Origin of the sequence: Kitasatospora sp. NPDC058218, assembly GCF_042882445.1 — a bacterium.
Lineage (GTDB): Bacteria > Actinomycetota > Actinomycetes > Streptomycetales > Streptomycetaceae > Kitasatospora.
Map to the genome: position 1 here is coordinate 59067 of NZ_JBHVWC010000021.1, position 17564 is coordinate 76630.

The window sequence follows — 17564 nt, forward strand, 5'->3', positions numbered from 1 at the left end:
GGGGTGTGGGCAGCGGAGGTACGGGCTCACGTGTGGCGAAGGCGGCCCACCGCGTCGGCGACGTAGTGGTCCCCGAATCGGATCAGGGGAGCGTACTGGGCCGCGCGGCGGTGGCGCATGAGCCGTAGTTCGGCGACGGCGTTGTCGGGGCCCTCGGCTTTCTGGGCGATGGAACGACGCAGATGCACCATCGAGTAGGCGAGGGTGACGTGCCGTTCACCGTCGACGATGTCGGCTTCCAGAAGAGCACCCCGCGCCTCGGCCAACTCAGGCTCATGGGAAGCCAGTTGCTCGTAGGATTCGGGGACCACCGACAGCAGGTCCTTCATCGCGGCCCGGAACAGCTTGTATCCGCGGTGCTGGCGTCCGCTCAACGGGACGTCGACCGACGGGGGTGCCATGGTGTGGCGTATCTCCGCCATGTAGTGGTCGGCCGGGATCGTGCTGGCGTGGGTCATGGCCGCCGGGAATCCGCGCACATACACCGTCGCGTCCGCCAGCCGCAGCAGAGCGGCATCGCGGTCGCCGTGCCGCAGATGGTTGGTGGCGTCGGCCACGGCGACCGCGGCGCCGATGTTGAACAGGACATGGACCTGGTGCCCGATGAGCCACCGGGCGCTCCACACACTCTCCGACGAGGCCCCCGCACCGGGCTCGGAGGCGGCGACCGACGGGAGAGTGCCTGGGGCGGCATCCGGCGCCGCGCCGGTGAGATCGAACACCGACTGCTGCATCGCGGCCGTCTCCAGCGCCAGATCGGCACCGGACAGCGGGGCATCGCAGAGGTCCTCCAGGCCGCGGTGGAGGACCAGGGCGCCGTGCAGGGCGGCCTGCTGGTCCGACAGTTCCGCCTCACGGACCCGGAAGTACGACTGACTGATCGACTCCGCCGGCAGACTCTCACCGGCCACGGCCGGAGCCAGCGCCGACAGCGCGGCCACCAACTCACCGGAAACCGCGGCCGCCTGGCGCAGCCCAACGGCCCGCTCAACGGGTCCGGCATGGGTCGCCACCGCGGCGAGCACACGCGCGGCCCGCCTCGCCGCGGCATCGACCCCCGGGCCCAGCCCCGGAACAGGCCGCCCGCCGCAGGGCTCACGGAAGACAGCGACAGCAGGATGACCGGCGACCGGCAACAAGTCCATGGTTGAAATGGTTTGCCAGGAACACGCCAAACAAACCCCGATCAACAAGATCATTCCCGTGGGTGCATCGGAGTCGACCCGCAGGGCCAGTGACGGCGGGCCGGGAAACCCTCGCCCCGCAACTGCTCGCCAGCACGTGAGTCCCCATCCCCGGCCCCTGCCGTGCCCCACGCAATCGCCCGCCCCTCCCGCCGACGGGAAACCGTCCGGCAGCCGGCGCGTCGGTGTCACTCGAGTGGGATCGGTCAGGGTCCTGTGGGCCTCGCCGAGGGTCACCGTGGCTGCGGATGGCGGTGGTGATGTCGGCGGCCCAGTCTGCGAGGTGGTGGTGTCCGAGGAGGTCGGCGAGGCGTTCCAGCCGGATCCGGCGTTCTTCGGGAGCGAGCGTCAGGGCTTGGTGCAGGGTGTCGACGAGGTCGGCCGGTGAGTGGGGATCGGTGAGCAGTGCCGCGGTGCCGAGCTGGGAGGCAGCGCCAGTGTGGCGGGAGAGCACCAGCACGCCGGAGCGGTTGGCAGCGCGCTGGGCGGCGACGAACTCCTTCGCGGTCAGGTTCATCCCGTCCTGCAGGGAGGTCACCCAGAACACGTCGGCCGCCAGGTAGTGGTCGATCACCTCGGTGAACGGCAGGCTGCGGGGCAGGTACTCGATGGGCTGCCAACCGCCGCCGCCCCAGGCGCGGTTCACCTCGCTGATGCGGCGCTCCAGCAGTTGCCGGGTCGTGTCGTAGGAGGTGATGCCGGCCTCGGGGGGTGGGCACACCAGGCGGAACCGCAGCCGTCCGCGCAGCTCCGGGCGGCGGCCGAGCAGCGCCGCGATGGCCTCGACCTTCTGTACAGGGGCCTTGGCGTAGTCCAGGCGCTCGACGGAGAGCACCAACGCCCCGTCCGCCGGGCCGGCCTGGGGCCGGCGGGCACGGGCCATCGTCGCGATGACGTCGCGGTTCGATGCCCAGCGGATGCACGCCCACCCGAGGCGGGCTGGGCGCTTCGGCGAGGGCTTGGCGGAAGTGCTCGGCGAAGGCCTCGGTGTGGAAACCGGCCCAGTCCAGGCAGCCCAGGGAAGCGAGGATCTCCGTGGCGGTGGGGAGCGCGGCGAAGACGTCCGGCGGCGGGAAGGGGGTGTGGTGGAACAGGCCGACCCGTAGGTCGGGACGGGCCGGGCGGAGCAGGCCGGGGACGAGCCACAGGTTGTAGTCGTGCAGCCAGACAGTGGCACCCGGTGCGGCGCGGGCGCTGATGTGGTCGGCGAAGCGGGCGTTGACGTCGCGGTAGCGGGTCCAGGCCTCGGGGTCGAAACGCAGCCGCCGCGGCTGGGACATCAGCACCGGCCAGAGCGTCTCCTTGCAGGCCCGATGGAAGTATCCGGCCCACTCGGCGGGGCTCAACGGCACGAAGGACAGCGGCAGTCCGGTGTCGTGCCGCTCCAGGGGAGCCGGGTGCGCGTCAGGGTCAAGGACTGCGGCGGTGCTCCAGACGGCCTGCGGGTTCGCGGTGAACAGGCTGCGCAGTGTGGGCAGGATGCCGTTGGGGCTGGCGGGTGGTCGCCAGCCGCCGGGGGTCCAATGCACCGGTGGCCGGTGGTAGCCGACGACGAGCGGGTACTCGCGTTCCACCCAGCCGAGTTCCTGAAGGGCCGACAGGATGCCGGCGGCGCCCGGTCGGTCGGGCCGGTGGACTGTGGCGTCCTCGGGCAGGGCTTCGAGCAGTGCGGGCTCCGCGTTGCCGACGATCACACCGTGTGCGCCGAGGCCGAACAGCGACAGGTCGTTGAGCGAGTCGCCGGCGACCAGGATCGACGACATCGGCCAGTGCTGCTCGGCGGCCAGCGCCGCCAGCGCGGCGCCCTTGCTCGCGCCCGGCGGCAGGACGTCGAAGTAGCGGTCCGCGGAGTACAGCCAGGTGCAGCCCAGTGCACGCACCGAGTCGGTGATCTCCTCGGTGAGCTGTTCGGGGCGCAGGTGGAACGAGCAGCGGCCGTCCTGGGCCACGCCGTGCTGGTATGCCAGGCCTGGGAGGTGGCGTAACGCGGCGCGGACCCGCCGTGCTCCGGGCCAGCCGTTGCGCAGCCTGCTCTGCAGGGCCTCGGCCGGGGTCAGGTCCGCGCCGTCGATGACGCTCGCCCCCACCTCCGCGATGATCCAACGCGGCCTTGGCACCAGCGGGTCCCGCAGCACCTCGCGCACCGAGGGCAACCCGCGGCCGGTCGCGAAGACCACGGCCACCTCCGGGTGGCGGGCCAGCGCGGCGTGCAGGCGGCGACGGTCGGCCCGGTCGCCGCCCAGCAGCGTGCCGTCCAGGTCGGTGACCAGAATTCTCATCCGATGCCCCCTTCGGCGATGTGGGGCTGAAGCTGTCCTGGGTCCGCTCGTCGCCGCCCCTGCCGCACCTGCGCCCCCTCGCCGTCTCCGCGTGGAGATGCGCCCCAGCAGCTGGGCCGGAGCGCATCTCAGGTCAGGATCATCGGACGTTAACACGAACAGATCACCGAGTGAATGGGGATTGCCACCGTGGGTGACACGCAGGTTCTCCTGCCCACCACCCGACGTGAAAGCGGCCTCTGACGGTACGCCGGCTGCTTGGGGCGGTCAGGGACAAGGGACGCGGGCCAGCCACTGCCGCAGCCCGGCGGAGTCGAGCGCGCGACTGGAGCCCGGGCCGGCCGTGGCGGCCGCACCGCAGGCGACAGCGGCGGCGAGGCAGTCGGGAAGCTGCTTGCCCGCGAGGAGGGCATGCACGAAGCCGGCGTCGAAGCAGTCTCCGGCCCCGGTGGTGTCCACGACGTCGACCGGGACGGATCAATCCCGAGCACGGGCCCCGGCTGGCGGCGCTACCGTACCGAGCCGGTCCGGGCCACCACATGGACGGCCGACGCGAACGAGTGCATCGCGCCACGGATCGGGCTGCCGCAGTTGGCCGTGGTGCACTGGCCGGAGCCGTCCGACGCCGATGAGCATGACGAGCGGAGCGGGCTGCACTGGGAAACCCGCACTCCTGCCCACTGGGCAGCAGGGCGTTCGTTCGCCTGGGTCGACGATGAGATCACCGACACCGACCGAGCCTGGGTCTCCGCACACCATCGAGGACATGCCCCGCTCCATCGGACCGAGGCCGCACTCGCGCTCGGTCGGATCGGTGACCAGCGAGCCGCCGAGACAGTACTCGGCCTGGTCCGCCAGGCATCCATTGCCCCAGGCATCACCGAAGCGGCGGACTCACTCGCCCGCCACTGCCCGGACCCCGGCCCGTGGATCGCGGCCGCCGCCGAAGCGCTCGCCACGGCCCCCGACAGCTGATCGAGGCGGCACCGGGCGCCGCCCCCACCGCACCGACACTGCTGATGGCCGCCCTCGGCGGCGATGCGCCGTTCCGGTGACGCACAGGCGGCGGCACGGCAAATGCCAAATGGCCAGAACAGTAGAGCCGTTCGACCAGCGAGCGCGGGGCCGGGTTTGCCCCGCCCCGGGCCTGGCCAGGAATCGGTCCGTGAACACACCCGAGCCAACGGGCACCGCGGAGTTCTTCGGTCCGCACCGCACAGGACGGGTCGCTGCCGAGTACCCGGCCGTCCAACAGCGCCTGGCCGGCCTGGACAGAACGGAGTTGATGCGCGCCGGACGACTACTGGCCGGGGTTTCCGCAGACGAGGTCCTGCGTCATCATCCCGGAACTCCCGTGGCAACCGTCGCCGTCACGGGCCACGGAGTCCTGCCGCGGACGACGACACCGCCCGGCCGCTCGACGCGCTTCCCGGCTGGGACTCCATCCACCTGCTGTCGCTGGCCACGTTCCTGGAACGCCTCGCCGGCCACCGCCAGTCACTGCCCGACCTCCTGGAAGCCTCCGCGCTCAAGCATCTGCACGCCGTCGTGTCCGGACGTTCCGGGCCACCGCCAGAGTCCGGGAACCGATCGCTGACCACCTGCTCGGGGTGAAGCGTCGGACGGACTCGCAGGGAAGGGAAACGAAACGGCACATGACAGACTCCGCCAGCGCCCGAGACCTGATCTACTACCAGGTCGGCGATCACCGGATGGACCACGGGGAAGGCATACACCTCTACGACACCGACGGGCGAAAGTACCTCGACTGCGCATCCGGGACCTTCAACCTCAGCCTCGGCTACTCGCATCCCGAGGTCGTCGCGGCCATGAAGGACCAGGCCGACCGACTGATCCATGTCACTTCCTCCTTCCAGTCCGATCCGGTGAACGAGCTCGTCCGGCGGCTCGTGGACGTCTCACCCGAGAACATCGGCAAGGTGCACCTGAAGGTCTCCGGCGGCTCCACCGCAGTCGAGGGCGCGGTCAAGATGGCCCAGCAGGCCACCGGCCGACGGGACGTGATCACACTGTTCCGGAGCCACCACGGGCAGAGCCTGATGACGGCGTCCATGGCGGGCGAGGCATACCGTAAAGAGCCCTACCCCCACCTGTACCCCGGCGTGCTGCACGTGCCCGACCCGTACTGCCACCGCTGCTTCTACGGCCAGCACCCCGACCGCTGCGGCCTGATGTGCGCGGAACGCATCAACGACTTCATCGAGCACGCCAGTTCGGGCAGCGTGGCCTGCATCGTGGTGGAGCCCGTGTCCGGCAGCGGAGGCAACATCGTGCCCCCGGACGGCTACCTCCAGGCGCTGCGCCGACTGTGCGACGAGCACGGCATCATGCTGATCTTCGACGAGATCCAGACGGGGATCGGCCGGGTCGGCCGGATGTTCGCCGCCGAGCACTTCGACGTGCAACCGGACGCCATCACCACGGCAAAGGGACTGGGAGGCTCGGGCGCCCAGGTCGCGGCCATCCTCACCAGCAGCCGACTGGACGGCCTGGACGGCAACCACCACTCGTTCACCTACGGAGCCAACGTCCTGGCCGCCGCCGCGGCCGCCAAGACGCTGGAGGTCATCGGCCGGCCCGGCTTCCTGGAGAACGTCCGCACCGTCGGCACCAAGATCATGGAACGGCTGGCCGACCTGCAGACCAAGCACCCCTGCATCGGCGACATCCGCGGGCTCGGCCTGATGATCGGCATCGAGATCGAGGACGCCGCGGGACGCCCCGACGCGGCACTCACCCAGGCTCTCGTCACCCGCAGCATGGAACACGGCCTGATCCTGCGCAGTTCGCGCTACGGACGGGGCAACGTCATCAAGATCAGGCCCCCGTTGATCATCACACCTGCGGAGGCCGATGTGCTCTGCGACCAACTCGACCAGCTTCTCAGCACGGTGACGGGATGAGGGAATGAAGGACTATCTCCTGGGACTGGCCGAACACGTCAGGCGGCAGGCGACGGCCGGCGACGGCCTGGCCGCGCGACGGCGGGCGACCGGCCACTCACCGGGCGGCGACGCCCAGTTCGGCATCGACGAAGTGGCCGAGGAAGCCGTCCGGACCTACGTCGCACAGCACGGGCTGCCGATGGCCGTCTACTCCGAGGACCGCGGTCTGCAGCACTACGGCGACCACCCCGAGCACCTCCTCATCGTCGACCCCATCGACGGAACCCGCCCCGCCGCGGCCGGGCTGGAGATGGCCACCGTCTCGATCGCCGTCGCCCGCCTCACCGACCGCCCGCGCATCGCCGACGTGGAGTACGCACTGCTCACCGAGGTGAAGAGCGGCGCATTCCTCTACGCGGAGCGCGACCGGCCGGGCATCGTCGCGGGTGGCTACGACCACCCCGTCCCCGCACTCAGCGGCACCACCGAGCTGTCCCGGATGTTCTGGTCGATCGAGTTCAACGGCCATCCGGCGCAGCTGATGACCGGCGCGTACGGCCATCTCATCGATGCCTCCGCCAACACCGGCGCCGTGTTCGTCTTCAGCAGCGCCTCGTACTCCATCTCCCGGCTCATCACCGGACAGCTCGACGCCTACGTCGACATCGGCAACCGCCTGCTGCGCGACCACCCACAACTGCTGGAGGCATTCCGGCAGGTCGGCAACGGCCATGTCCTGCACCTGTTCCCCTATGACATCGCCGCCTCCGTCCTGCTGGCCGAGAAGGCCGGGGTGGTCATCACCGACGCCTACGGGAACTCACTGGCCGACACCTACCTGACCGACCTCGGCGTCGGCAACCAGCGCTCCTGCGTGGCGGCCTCCACACCGGAACTGCACCGCAAGCTGCTCGACGCAATCGACTGGAACCCCAAGGAAGCGACGGCCCGCGCCGCCGCACAGGGCACGGGAGGGTGAGATGCGCGCACTGGTCTATCTGGGGCCGGGCAAGGCAGAGCTCCAGGAACGTCCCATTCCCACGCTCACGGCACCGGACGATGTCCGCGTCCGCGTGATCGGCAGCGGAATCTGCGGGACCGACCGCAAGATCCTGCTCGGGCACTTCCCGGCCGAACCCGGCGTGATCCTCGGCCACGAGTCGGTCGGCATCGTCGACGCCTGCGGCCCGGCCGTCCGGTCGGTCAGCGAGGGCGACCGGGTGGTCATCGACCCGACCCTCTACTGCGGCCTCTGCGAACAGTGTCGGCGCGGCGCCACCAACCACTGCCGCAACAAGCGCGGAACGGAGGTGGGCGTCGACCGCGACGGTACCTTCGCCGACTACACCGTCCTGCCCGAACGGTTCGTCCACCCGCTGCCCCGGACCCTGGGCTTTCGCGACGCGGTGCTCATCGAGCCGATCGCCTGCTGCCTCAGCAATCTGCGCGCCGGCGCCATGACCGCCGACGACGTGGTGCTCGTCCTCGGCGCAGGCCCCATCGGAAGCCTGTGCGCCCTGCTGGCCGAACGCACCGCCCGGCGGACGGTGGTCTGCGAAACCGACGCCTACCGCCTGGCCGAAGCGGGCCGGCGGTTCCGGCACGTCCTGGACACCTCTGCGGGTGCCACCCCGGACACGGTTCGGACCGCCACCGGCGGGCAGCTTCCGAGCCTGGTGATCGACACCACCGGGGTCGCCCTCGAAGACGCGATCAGGCTGGTGGACGACGGCGGCCGGATCGTCGTCATGGGCTTCAACAACGCCCACCGGGCGACCCTCTCACCACTCCACCTGACCAACCACGGCATCAGCATCATCGGCGCCGGCGACTACCGCGGGGCGGTCTTCCCCTCGGCCATCGCCCACGCCGCCGAGCTCCGACCGGAGTCGCTGGTCACCCACGAGTTCCCGCTGGAGGCGTACCCGGAGGCCTTCGCCTCACTGGACGGCGTCCTGCCCGGCGGCGCGGCGGGCCCCGGCTACCGTGCCATGAAGACCGTGCTGCGCTCCTCATCGGGCCGCCTGGACGCGCAGGGCTGGCCCGTCGACGAAACCCGGGAGAACACGTGAGACGAGAGCGGTTCGGGGCGATCGAGACAGGCGGCACCAAGACCGTCTGTCTGATCGGATCCAGCCCCGACGACATCACCGCCCGCACCCGCATCACCACCGGGGAGCCGAAGGAGACCCTGGCCCAGGTGATCTCCTTCTTCCAGGAAGCCGTGGAGGAGGCGGGCCCGCTCGACGCCATCGGAATCGCGTCCTTCGGCCCGGTGGAGCTGCGCCGATCGCACCAGCGGTACGGATTCGTCACCACCAGCCCCAAACCGGGCTGGCAGGACGTCGACGTGGTCGGCCCCGTACGGGACGCGCTCGGTGTGCCGGTCGGATTCGACACCGACGTCAACGGCGCAGCACTCGGCGAAGGCCGCTGGGGAGCCGCCGCCGGCCTCGACTCGTACGTCTACATGACCGTCGGCACCGGCGTCGGCGCGGGTGCCGTGATCGACGGAAGCGTCGTCCACGGCCTGGGCCATCCGGAGATGGGACACCTCGTGGTGGGCCGCCGGCCCGGCGACGCCTTCCCGGGTGCCTGCCCGTACCACGGCGACTGCCTGGAAGGGCTGGCCGGCGGAGCCGCCGTCGCCGCCCGCTGGGGAAGACCCGCGGAACAGTTGGACGGCGACGAGTTGGACCGGGCGCTCGAACTTGAGGCGGCCTACCTGGCAGCGGGGCTGCGCAACATCGTCTACACGATCGCGCCGCAGCGCATCGTCGTCGGCGGCAGCGTCGCCGCGCTGCCGGGCCTGTTCCCGCTGCTCCGCTCCAAGCTGTCCGAGGAACTGGCGGGGTACCCGACGCTGCCCGAGCACGCCTCGGACGACTTCGTCGCCCCTGCGGCACTCGGCCCACTGGCCGGGCCTGCCGGAGCCCTCGTCCTGGCGATCCAGGCTCACGAGGGCAGGCCGTCGCAGGAGCGCCCGAAGTCCTGAACCCGGCCTGGGCGCAACGCGTCCGGGCCGGGTTCACCGGAATCCCGCCGACGGACACGGGGCCGGCCCTTCGATGCGCCACACGGCAGCATCCCGAAGAACCGGCCCACCGAGTGACCCCGGCCGCACCCGGACTCCGATCCGGGTGGATCCCGTCAACAGTCAGGGCAGGACATCGACAACATGCCGGAAGACAAGAGCGCAGCTCCCCGACTTCCGAGCCGACGACTGCTCCTGGTGCACGCGCACCCCGACGACGAATCGATCGATCGTCACGGAAGCCACCATCAGCTCTGGGCCCGGGAACAGGGGAAGGTCCTGAGGTTGTCCGCCAGGTTCGAGCGCGCTGTTCACGACCGTCGTGCCGGCGCCCGGCGGGGAGCGGGGCCGGCTGCCGCCGGCGCGAGCGCGACGGCAACGGCCGAGATGGCCCTGCCTGCGGGGAACCTCACAGTGTCTCCAGCGGGATGATCGAACGTGGGCGGGTCGGCGAAGGACGCGCAGGGCCGGCCGGTGTCCGCGCGCGCACCGTCCTGTGGTGAGCCTTCGGCGCTCTCGCCGAGGCGGCCGACTTCGGCGGTCAGTTCGTCGATACGGCGGTTGAGGGCCTGGATGCACACCAGGGAGACGCCGAGACCGTCGACGACGGGGATGGTGGTGTCGTCCCGGTTGAAGCCGAAAGCGGCGTGCCAGTCCTGGGCCATCGGCCCGAGGTGGCGCACGTCTTCGGACTCCCACAGGTAGCGCCAGGTGCTGACGGGCAGCGCCGCCACGGTCTCCAGGACCGTGAAGCCGTTGACCGCACTGACCGGGGTCACCGCGCCACTCTCCCGCGCTCCGGCCGGACGACGAGTCGGGGTGTTGTGGTCAGCCGTCCGGGAGCGGCGGCGGAAGACGCGCACCTCTATCGGCTCCAGTCGACCGGGATGACGTCCTTCTTCAGTCCACGGTCGCTGAAGAGAAGGCTGCCGTCGTCCCCGACGGTGATCGCTCCATGCGCGCTGGCCGGTGTGTGAACGCCGTCACCGAGCAGGACGGCGTCGTAGCCTGCCAGCCGGCCATCCGCTCACCGTTCAAGCTCCGATGAATCCGCCCCAGAAGAACGCCGAGCGCGGCAGCCTGACCGATCGAGAGAGCCGGACTGGGCTGGTGGCTCCCCTCCATCCACGGAATCAGGCCGTACCCGCAGTCGGCAACCACAACCACCGCATCCCCGGCCAAGGGAAACCGGCGAGTTCGTATCATCTTGAAGGATGCTCACGGCAAACCCGCTGGACCAAGGCAGCTTCCAAGCACCATGGCACCAACGGGTTTCCAGTTGTTGCCGTCCGCCTACGAGTTGCTTGATTGCGTGGACGGACACTTTGGTCGTGTGCAGCCGGCCGGTGGGACCGGGCCGCGCAGTGCGCGTCGCGCAGCGGTGCCTCCGGGCAGCTGTGGTCGCATGGGAATGTGCCGGGGCGACCGCCACGGCTGTCCTCGACGAGATCTCCTGGAGTGCCATGCATATGAGTACTGCGGTCGCCGCTGCCTGCCTTACGGTGGTTGGCCTCCTGACCGCGGCCGGTTCGGCCGCTGCCGTGCCGGCTGGTTCGGCAGCGGCCCGGCTCGCTGATCCCCCGTCGTTCACAGTTCTTCCGATCCCGGACCCGCCGGACATCCCGGAGATCCCCCCGCTCCCGTTCCTCTCCGCCTGACCGGCCGGGCGGCGGAGTTCTGGGGCGGTGGCCGATGACGGCCGCACGGCGGTCGGCGGGGCAAGGGAGACGGGTGTGCGCGGTCGCCGAAGGGCTGTCGCGCACACCCGGAGGGTCAGTCCACGCCGCTGCCATTCCTCGATGAACCGGACCGCTCCGACCTCGTGGCCGAGCGGGAAGACGGCGACCTCGCCCTGGCCGAGGGTCTCGGCGGGCTCCCCGGAGGCGTCGGCGCGGGTGTAGAGCTCGGCGGTGTACTGGGAGCCGTTGACCGCGGCGTGGGCCTTGAACGGGGTGGAGAGCGACCACTCCTGGTCGTCGCCCGGGGTGAAGTGGATCGGGTCACCGGTGCGGCCGACGTTGCTCCACAGCTGCAGGGCGGGTTCCTGGTTCGCCATCGTGGGTCTCCTTCGGAAAGTGCCGCGCGGATGCCGATGGGGCGCCGGACGGGCACGGCGAGCCGTTCCGGCACGAAGAACATCGGCGTCGCATCGTCCGCGGACAAGGGCCCCCGGGGGCGGATCACCCGAACGAGGCCGTCACCCCTGGGAGGGGAGGCCGGCGCGGGTGCGCCGGTGTCAGAGCGGGAGCACGCTGCCGGGGCCGGTGAGGGCGGGCAGGAGGCGGAAGGTCCCGGAGGCGGTGAAGAGGTCGGCGCCGGCGGGCAGGGGGCTGGTGCCGAAGTCGCGGGCGAGGGAGTCGGCGCCCGCCGCGGTGAGGGCCAGGGGCATGTCGCGGCCGCGCAGTTCGGTCAGGGTCAGCGCCATCCCGGCGTTCGTGAAGGTCAGCACCTGCGCGACAGCGCCGTGGCTGCGGGCGGTGACGGTGCCGGCCCCGTCGAGGCCTACCGTCCCGGTGATCTCCTCGAAGGCCGCAGCCCTGCCGTCACCGGTGCGCCGCAGCACGAAGCCGCCCTCGGCCTCGACCCTTCCCGTCAGGTCGAGCCGCACGTAGCCCGCACGCAGCGGCATCCGCACACACGCACGGCCGCCTTCGCCCTGGACGGTCGCCGGGGCCACGGCGTCCAGGACGATCCCCGCCCCGTCCAACGCGGCCGCGGCGCCGTCGGTGAGGCAGTAGAGAATCTCACCGTCCCGCAGCGCGAGCGCGCCCGGAGCCGGCGCCCGGTTGCTCGCCCGGGCCGCGGCTGCCGGGGGCGCGGCAACCACGGCCAGGAGCACGACGGCGAGGGGCAGCAGGCGCGAGCGGACCGCTTTCATTCAAGGCTCCGGGGGACGGGAGGTGAGGTGCCGCAGGTACCGCAGCAGGCGCCCGCGGATCTGCTCAACGCGCCACACCGTTCCGCGGCACGGCCGAGCCCCCTCTCGGGCGATTGGGACGCGCCCCACGCCCGCCGCCTCGGACAGCGTCCTGCCGGCGCGGCTGGCGAAGGCGTCCGAGGCGGACGGATCGTCAGCAGCCACGGCACGGGCAGTGCTCGTGGTGGGATTCTCCTGGCACGGCCGTTCCTGTCCTTGCGGGTTCAGGGGGACTCGGCCGCGGTGGGCCAGCCGGGTGTCGCGTCGTGGATGCGTGCCTTGTAGATGGTGGGGTTGCCGTCCCGAGACGGCGTTTGCGGTCGAAGCGGCCATGACCGGCCCGGCGTTCGCCCGCCATCGCCTCCAGCGCGGCGAAGGCATCCGCGAGGTCAGGGATGTCCCGGTCGCGGATCCGGGAGCCGTCTCGGACAGTGAACGTCCGCCGCAGCGGGTGGAACAGGCCGAGCCGGCCCGGCAGCTGGGGCGGGCACAGCATCGGGTCGTCCCGCCGGGGTTCGAGGAATCGGGCTCGGACCCACACGGGAATGTCACGACGTGGGCGCAGGCTTTCACCGCGCAGCGGCCGGGCGTCAGGCAGAGCGAGGCCGGGAAGGCGCAACGCCAGCTGGCGGGCCCGTCCGGTCGGCAGGCGGGTGTGCCGAAGCTCCGCCCACATCCGGTCCTTGTCTCCGCCGAGCCGCAGGGCAAGCAGGCAGGCCTGGCAGGTTCCGTCCCGAGCGACGACCTGCGGCCATCCGCAGCGCCGACACCTGCCAGTCGTCCAGGGGCCGCCCTCTCCTGTCCGGTGCCGCGCCTGCGCGCACTCGGGGCACACCCCGCTCGCCGGGACCGGTCCCCAGTCCAGGCACTCGGCGCACGATCCGGCCGGCCTCCCCGTGTTCCTCCCCACTGGGCTGCTCCCCGGTCAGTTCGGGCGAGGCTGGCTCAGTCAAGCGGTGGCCAACCAGGCCAACTCGACACTGACGATCAGTCAGAAAAGTCAGCAAAAGGTCAGCATCGATACGAGCAGACCTTGCCAAACGCGCGTAGACCTGAGAATCAACGGGCCCCGCGCCTTGCCTCCCGAGGGGGCAAGCACGGGAAGCGGAACTCGTTCTGCCGCTGCCCTTCCGATGCCGGAACAGTCCAATCGACAATAACGGGCACAGATACTTTCTTCGAAGCATCTTCCCAGGTCAGCGCACTCGTCCACGTGCCTTCAGCGGGATGTCGGGGAGCACTGGCGCACGCAGCCGGGCGCCGTCGTAGCCGTGCACTTCACCGAAGCGCGAGCTCTTCTCCCAGTCGTTTCGTGCCCGTACGATCTCATCACCGGAGCGGCCGATGAAGTCCCACCACATCACCAGCTACCTACAGACCACTCGCCTTTGAGGCGAGGGCTCGCCGTGTGGGGTCCCCGGCGATCGCCGGGGACCCGCAGTTCACGGATTGGGCTGCGGAATCTGGAGCCTTGGGCGTCGGCCAGCGACGTCCACGCCCTTCGTTGTAGTGAACGCCAGCCGGTCCACACTCAGACAAGCTGTCGTTGGCCATCCATGCCCCTTCAGCGCTGCAGCCATCGACTCGACCTCTTCCACCAACGCCCAGGAAGATGACTCCAGGTCGAACCAACCGACATCCGGCGCCTCGACCAGACGGAACCTCACGGTGATCGCCGGCTTCGGGCCCCGGCCGGCCCTGGATGCCGCACGGCGCTCCTTCCAGGTGGGCGGGCAACCGCACATCGCCCCTGCGGCACTCTCCGGCTCCAGCATCCGCGTTCCGTCACACGCATCCGCGCCTTGTCCTCCTCGCGCGATCATCCTGAAATGCAGGGACTCCGGTCCGTCGAGTTCAATCGGGAAGTGGTCCCGGCGAGTCACCACTTCGCAGGCCTCTGAGGTCCAGGACAAGGTCGACTCCGCGCCGGCACCGAGCGATCGCGCCAGAGCCGTTGCCGCCGACCTTGATGACATCGAGACTCGCCAGCCCTCTTCTACGGCGGTTGGATCAGTTGAAGGTCCGCCCAAATGGAACCGTCCCACCACAGGGATGGCATGTCGGTCGCAAGGAACACCCTCACGACGGGAGGAAGGACCAAGGCCAAGGTGAGAAGCGAGGGGCATCGGGACCTCCGAGAATCCGTCGAGCAGGACTCACGAATGATCCGGAGAGGCCGCAGCTTGGCCTGGCCGGACTTCGCTGATAGATCGGCCCGGCTCTCGACCACCGGCACTGGACCGCGCAGCGCAGTCATCGACCGCGCTGCCCCGCTCGAATAGGTCCTGCCCGCCGGTGACCGGCTCGTCAGCCTCGCGCTCCTGCCAGGTCTTCCTGTGCTATCCAGGGGTCGGGCTCGTCCAGCCAGTGGATCTCGACCCGGGACTTGCCGTCGAACGGGATCCCGCGGTGGCCCTTCGAGACCACCACTCGCCGTACCAGAAGACGGATCAACTCCCGCCGCAGCTCGTGGCCGGCGTCTGCCCACGCGTTGCGGATGGCCTCGTCCTCCAGAAGCCAGCTGACATCGAGGCGCTTCGGTGTCACATCGGCCACCTTCTGCTTGGCAGCGACCAAGGCGGCCCTGGCCTCACTCTGGAGCTTGGGAAGGTGGGTGTCGAAGGGCGGATCGAAGAAGCCGTCGGCCTGCTGCTTTGCCAGACGCCGGACAACGCCCTCCGCCTCCGCGAGGCCGGCGACGGCGTCGGCGAGCTTCGCGGCATTCTCCGGCTGCTGATAGCCGGTCCACCGCTCGGCTGCGATGACCAGCAGGGGGTCTTCGATGTCTGCACTGTTCAACCTGGAGAACCAGGCTTCCACCACCCACTCCTCCAGGAGGTGGCGACTGGCGGAGACCGGCGCCGGGCAGCTCTGCCCGGCCTTCTGGCGGTTGCAGAGGTGATTACGGCCGTCGGCCGACGCGGCGCTACGGCAGCCGGCGCACCGGGTGGTGTCGGTGAGTAGGTGCCGCTTGCGGTTGTCCACGGCGTCCCGGTTCGGGAAGTTGCCCGCAGTGAGCATCCGCCGTGCCCTCTCGGCGAGTTCGCGTGGGATGGGTTCTGCACTGTCGGCCCAGACCCGTACGCGCTCCCCGCTCTGATCCCGGTACGGGATGGGGGTACGAGCGTCGTTCGGATGCTTGATCGTCTGCCAGCCCTCGTACACGGGGTTGTGAACCATGTAGGAGATCGTCGACACGCCCCATTCACCACCCGAGGGCGACAAGATCGGACTCGGCCCGGAGTTCAGCGCTTTGCAGAGCAGGCGCGCGCTGATCCCATCGGCAAGGCTGCGGAAGATGTGCAGCACGACCGACCAGTACGTCCCAGTCGTCAGCTTGCGGTCCTTGGTCGCCTCGGTCCCGTACGGCGGACTGCTCGACCACTGCCCGTTCTTCAGCTGGTTCTTCTTCGTGACACGGATGTTGTAGATGAGACGCTCCGAGTACTCCCGCGCCTGCTCGGCCCGGTCGATGATCCAGCGGCGGTCGTTGGGGTCGGAGCTGTCGAGCCGCTCCCCGTGGAAGATGACCCGGGCCTTGCCCAGCACCGGTCCGATGTCGTCGATGCCCTTGCGCGTGAAGCGGTCAAGGGCAAAGCACCACAGGGCCGGCACTTGGTCGTCGAGGACGGCGGTGAGCGCGTTGTCGAACCCGGGACGGGCGACGTCCGACCAGGCGGACAGGTTGTCGACCCAGACCTTGCGGACGCGGTAGTGGTTCCTCGCAGCCCACTCCCGGCCCTCCGACTCCTGCGCACGGATCGACGTGATGTCCCGCTTGTCACCCTCCCGGACGACCTTGGACTTGCGGAGGTAGAGATCCGCCTCGGGCCAGTCGGCGGGGTCCGTCGACGGGTGCTTGATCGGTGGTTCGTAGTTGTACGCGGGCGTGGACCGGATCCTCCGGGAGGACCGCGATTGGGCGCGGCCGTCGAATGACAGTACGTTCGACGGGCTTCCGCCCACTCGTAGTTGTCCATCAGGGACCAGGTGAAGTAGCCGCGAACGTCGACGCCTTGGGCGACGGCCTCGGCGAGGGCGTCGTGGGCCTCGGCGGCGGCGAGGTCGGCCTCCGAGGAGGAGGCGGGCCACACCGGGGTGAGGTTGTTGGGTGGTCCCCAGGGCTCCGGTCACGGCGAGTGACACCAATCTGGCGGACCTCCAGCAGCGCCGGCTTGAAGCGCCCCACGATCCTCCAGCAGCGCCGCCTTCTGTCCGAGGCGCTTCGCGCGGATCAAGGTCGACTACCCATCGGCTACGGATGGTGATCTTCCAGGCGGTGTCTCGTCTTGAGCGTGTCCTTACCGATTGGTTCTGACGTGCCTCGCCCCCTCCCACGCGCTCTGCCGCCACGCCCAGCTGCCCGGCGAGTCCTGAATCCGGGATCACCCCACTCGGAGACGGAGGAAGCTCATGGGACAGCGTGCGCAGCGTGACCGGGTCTACCGGCGATGTGGCTGTACGGACGGGAGCGGGAGGCAGTTGGGTCCGTGGTGTGTGCGGTTGTTGGAGGAGGCGGATCACGGGAGGTGGACGTACTGCGTGGACCTGGCGCGGGAGGACGGGAGGCGCCGTACTCACCGTCGGGGTGGTTTCGCCAGCCGGGCGGAGGCGGTCCGGGAGATGAGGGCTGTGCTGGACGGTGAGCTGCGCGGGGTCTACGAGGACCGCCGGACCGCCGTGGCGAGCTTCCTGCGGGAGTGGCTGGCGGCGAAGAAGGAGGTGCTGGCGCCGACCGGCTCACCGACCTGTCCGAGGTCATGCTCGGCACCGGAATGTGCCGCGGCCAGATCCTCGCCCTGCAAAGGCCGCGTCTTCGCCCGCCCCGACGGCCTGCCCCTGCGGCCGCAGTGGGTCCTCGACCAGCTCCGCAAGCGCACCGCCGAAGCCGGCGTCCCCAAGATCGGCCTGCACGATCTGCGGCACACCGCCGCCAGCATCATGATCGCCGAAGACATCCCCGTCGCCGTCGTCTCCAAGACCATGCGCCACTCCACCCTCGCCATCACCATCAACCTCTACGGCCGCCTCCTCAAGGACTCCGCCGACGAAGCCGTCAAGGCGCTCCACCGCCCTCGACCACGCGGACGCCCAGGCAGCCTGCTGGACGGGCCCCGCCGTCGGTCGCAATTTCGGACAGGCGGCGTGAGCAGGACGGGACCCACCATCAGTGCGCCGGGCAGCGTAGGCATGGGCTGCCCGGCGGCGGTACTCCAGCCGTAGATCGTGATCGCGGATGGGAAG

Annotated in this window: 12 protein-coding genes and 3 pseudogenes; 6 read left to right on the forward strand and 9 right to left on the reverse strand. The window is 70.2% G+C overall.

Annotated elements, in window-relative coordinates:
* Positions 1-26: 26 nt before the first annotated feature.
* From ACFVYI_RS15620 to ACFVYI_RS15635, 4 genes and pseudogenes are all read right to left on the reverse strand, one after another.
* Positions 27-1145 carry a hypothetical protein gene (locus ACFVYI_RS15620; protein ID WP_387885408.1) on the reverse strand — a complete coding sequence of 373 codons (1119 nt, stop codon included), beginning with the start codon at positions 1143-1145 and terminating at the stop codon, positions 27-29.
* Positions 1096-2019 carry a trehalose-6-phosphate synthase gene (locus ACFVYI_RS15625; RefSeq protein WP_387885411.1) on the reverse strand — a complete coding sequence of 308 codons (924 nt, stop codon included), beginning with the start codon at positions 2017-2019 and terminating at the stop codon, positions 1096-1098. The genes ACFVYI_RS15620 and ACFVYI_RS15625 overlap by 50 nt, the downstream gene beginning before the upstream one ends.
* A gap of 181 nt (positions 2020-2200) precedes the next feature.
* Positions 2201-3463: pseudogene (locus tag ACFVYI_RS15630) on the reverse strand (HAD-IIB family hydrolase); the annotation flags it as partial.
* A gap of 267 nt (positions 3464-3730) precedes the next feature.
* Positions 3731-3922, reverse strand: coding sequence for a PfkB family carbohydrate kinase (locus ACFVYI_RS15635; protein WP_387885414.1), 192 nt, complete (start codon positions 3920-3922; stop codon positions 3731-3733).
* Here ACFVYI_RS15635 and ACFVYI_RS15640 point away from each other — a divergent pair.
* From ACFVYI_RS15640 to ACFVYI_RS15660, 5 genes are all read left to right on the forward strand, one after another.
* On the forward strand, positions 3875-4438 hold the full coding sequence (locus ACFVYI_RS15640) for a hypothetical protein (RefSeq protein ID WP_387885489.1): 564 nt from the start codon (positions 3875-3877) through the stop codon (positions 4436-4438). The two genes, ACFVYI_RS15635 and ACFVYI_RS15640, sit on opposite strands and share 48 nt — an antisense overlap.
* 680 nt (positions 4439-5118) lie before the next feature.
* Positions 5119-6387: an aspartate aminotransferase family protein gene (locus ACFVYI_RS15645; RefSeq protein WP_387885416.1), complete on the forward strand. Its 1269-nt coding sequence runs from the start codon at positions 5119-5121 to the stop codon at positions 6385-6387.
* Between the two features lie 4 nt (positions 6388-6391).
* Entirely contained in the window at positions 6392-7348 is a 957-nt protein-coding gene (locus ACFVYI_RS15650; RefSeq protein ID WP_387885418.1) for an inositol monophosphatase family protein, read from the forward strand.
* 1 nt (position 7349) lies between these two features.
* Positions 7350-8441, forward strand: coding sequence for a zinc-binding dehydrogenase (locus ACFVYI_RS15655; protein ID WP_387885419.1), 1092 nt, complete (start codon positions 7350-7352; stop codon positions 8439-8441).
* Positions 8438-9364, forward strand: a complete 927-nt coding sequence (locus ACFVYI_RS15660) for an ROK family protein (RefSeq protein ID WP_387885421.1) — start codon at positions 8438-8440, stop codon at positions 9362-9364. Before ACFVYI_RS15655 ends, ACFVYI_RS15660 begins: the two co-directional genes overlap by 4 nt.
* 350 nt (positions 9365-9714) lie before the next feature.
* Here ACFVYI_RS15660 and ACFVYI_RS15665 read toward each other — a convergent pair whose 3' ends face one another.
* The 5 genes and pseudogenes from ACFVYI_RS15665 to ACFVYI_RS15685 all read right to left on the reverse strand — a co-directional run.
* Positions 9715-10182: a tail fiber domain-containing protein gene (locus ACFVYI_RS15665; protein ID WP_387885423.1), complete on the reverse strand. Its 468-nt coding sequence runs from the start codon at positions 10180-10182 to the stop codon at positions 9715-9717.
* Positions 10183-11639: 1457 nt separating this feature from the next.
* On the reverse strand, positions 11640-12281 hold the full coding sequence (locus tag ACFVYI_RS15670) for a hypothetical protein (RefSeq protein ID WP_387885426.1): 642 nt from the start codon (positions 12279-12281) through the stop codon (positions 11640-11642).
* Between the two features lie 1235 nt (positions 12282-13516).
* Positions 13517-13687 (reverse strand): annotated as a pseudogene (locus ACFVYI_RS15675) (pirin family protein); the annotation flags it as partial.
* Positions 13688-14627: 940 nt separating this feature from the next.
* A complete protein-coding gene (locus ACFVYI_RS15680) occupies positions 14628-16286 on the reverse strand; it encodes a recombinase family protein (RefSeq protein ID WP_387885428.1) in 1659 nt (552 codons plus the stop codon).
* A pseudogene (locus tag ACFVYI_RS15685) lies at positions 16277-16369 on the reverse strand (family 1 glycosylhydrolase); the annotation flags it as partial. The pseudogene ACFVYI_RS15685 and the gene ACFVYI_RS15680, both read right to left, overlap by 10 nt.
* A gap of 574 nt (positions 16370-16943) precedes the next feature.
* On the opposite strand from ACFVYI_RS15685, the gene ACFVYI_RS15690 reads away from it, so the two are divergent.
* Entirely contained in the window at positions 16944-17543 is a 600-nt protein-coding gene (locus ACFVYI_RS15690) for a tyrosine-type recombinase/integrase (protein ID WP_387885431.1), read from the forward strand.
* The last annotated feature ends 21 nt before the right edge of the window (positions 17544-17564 follow it).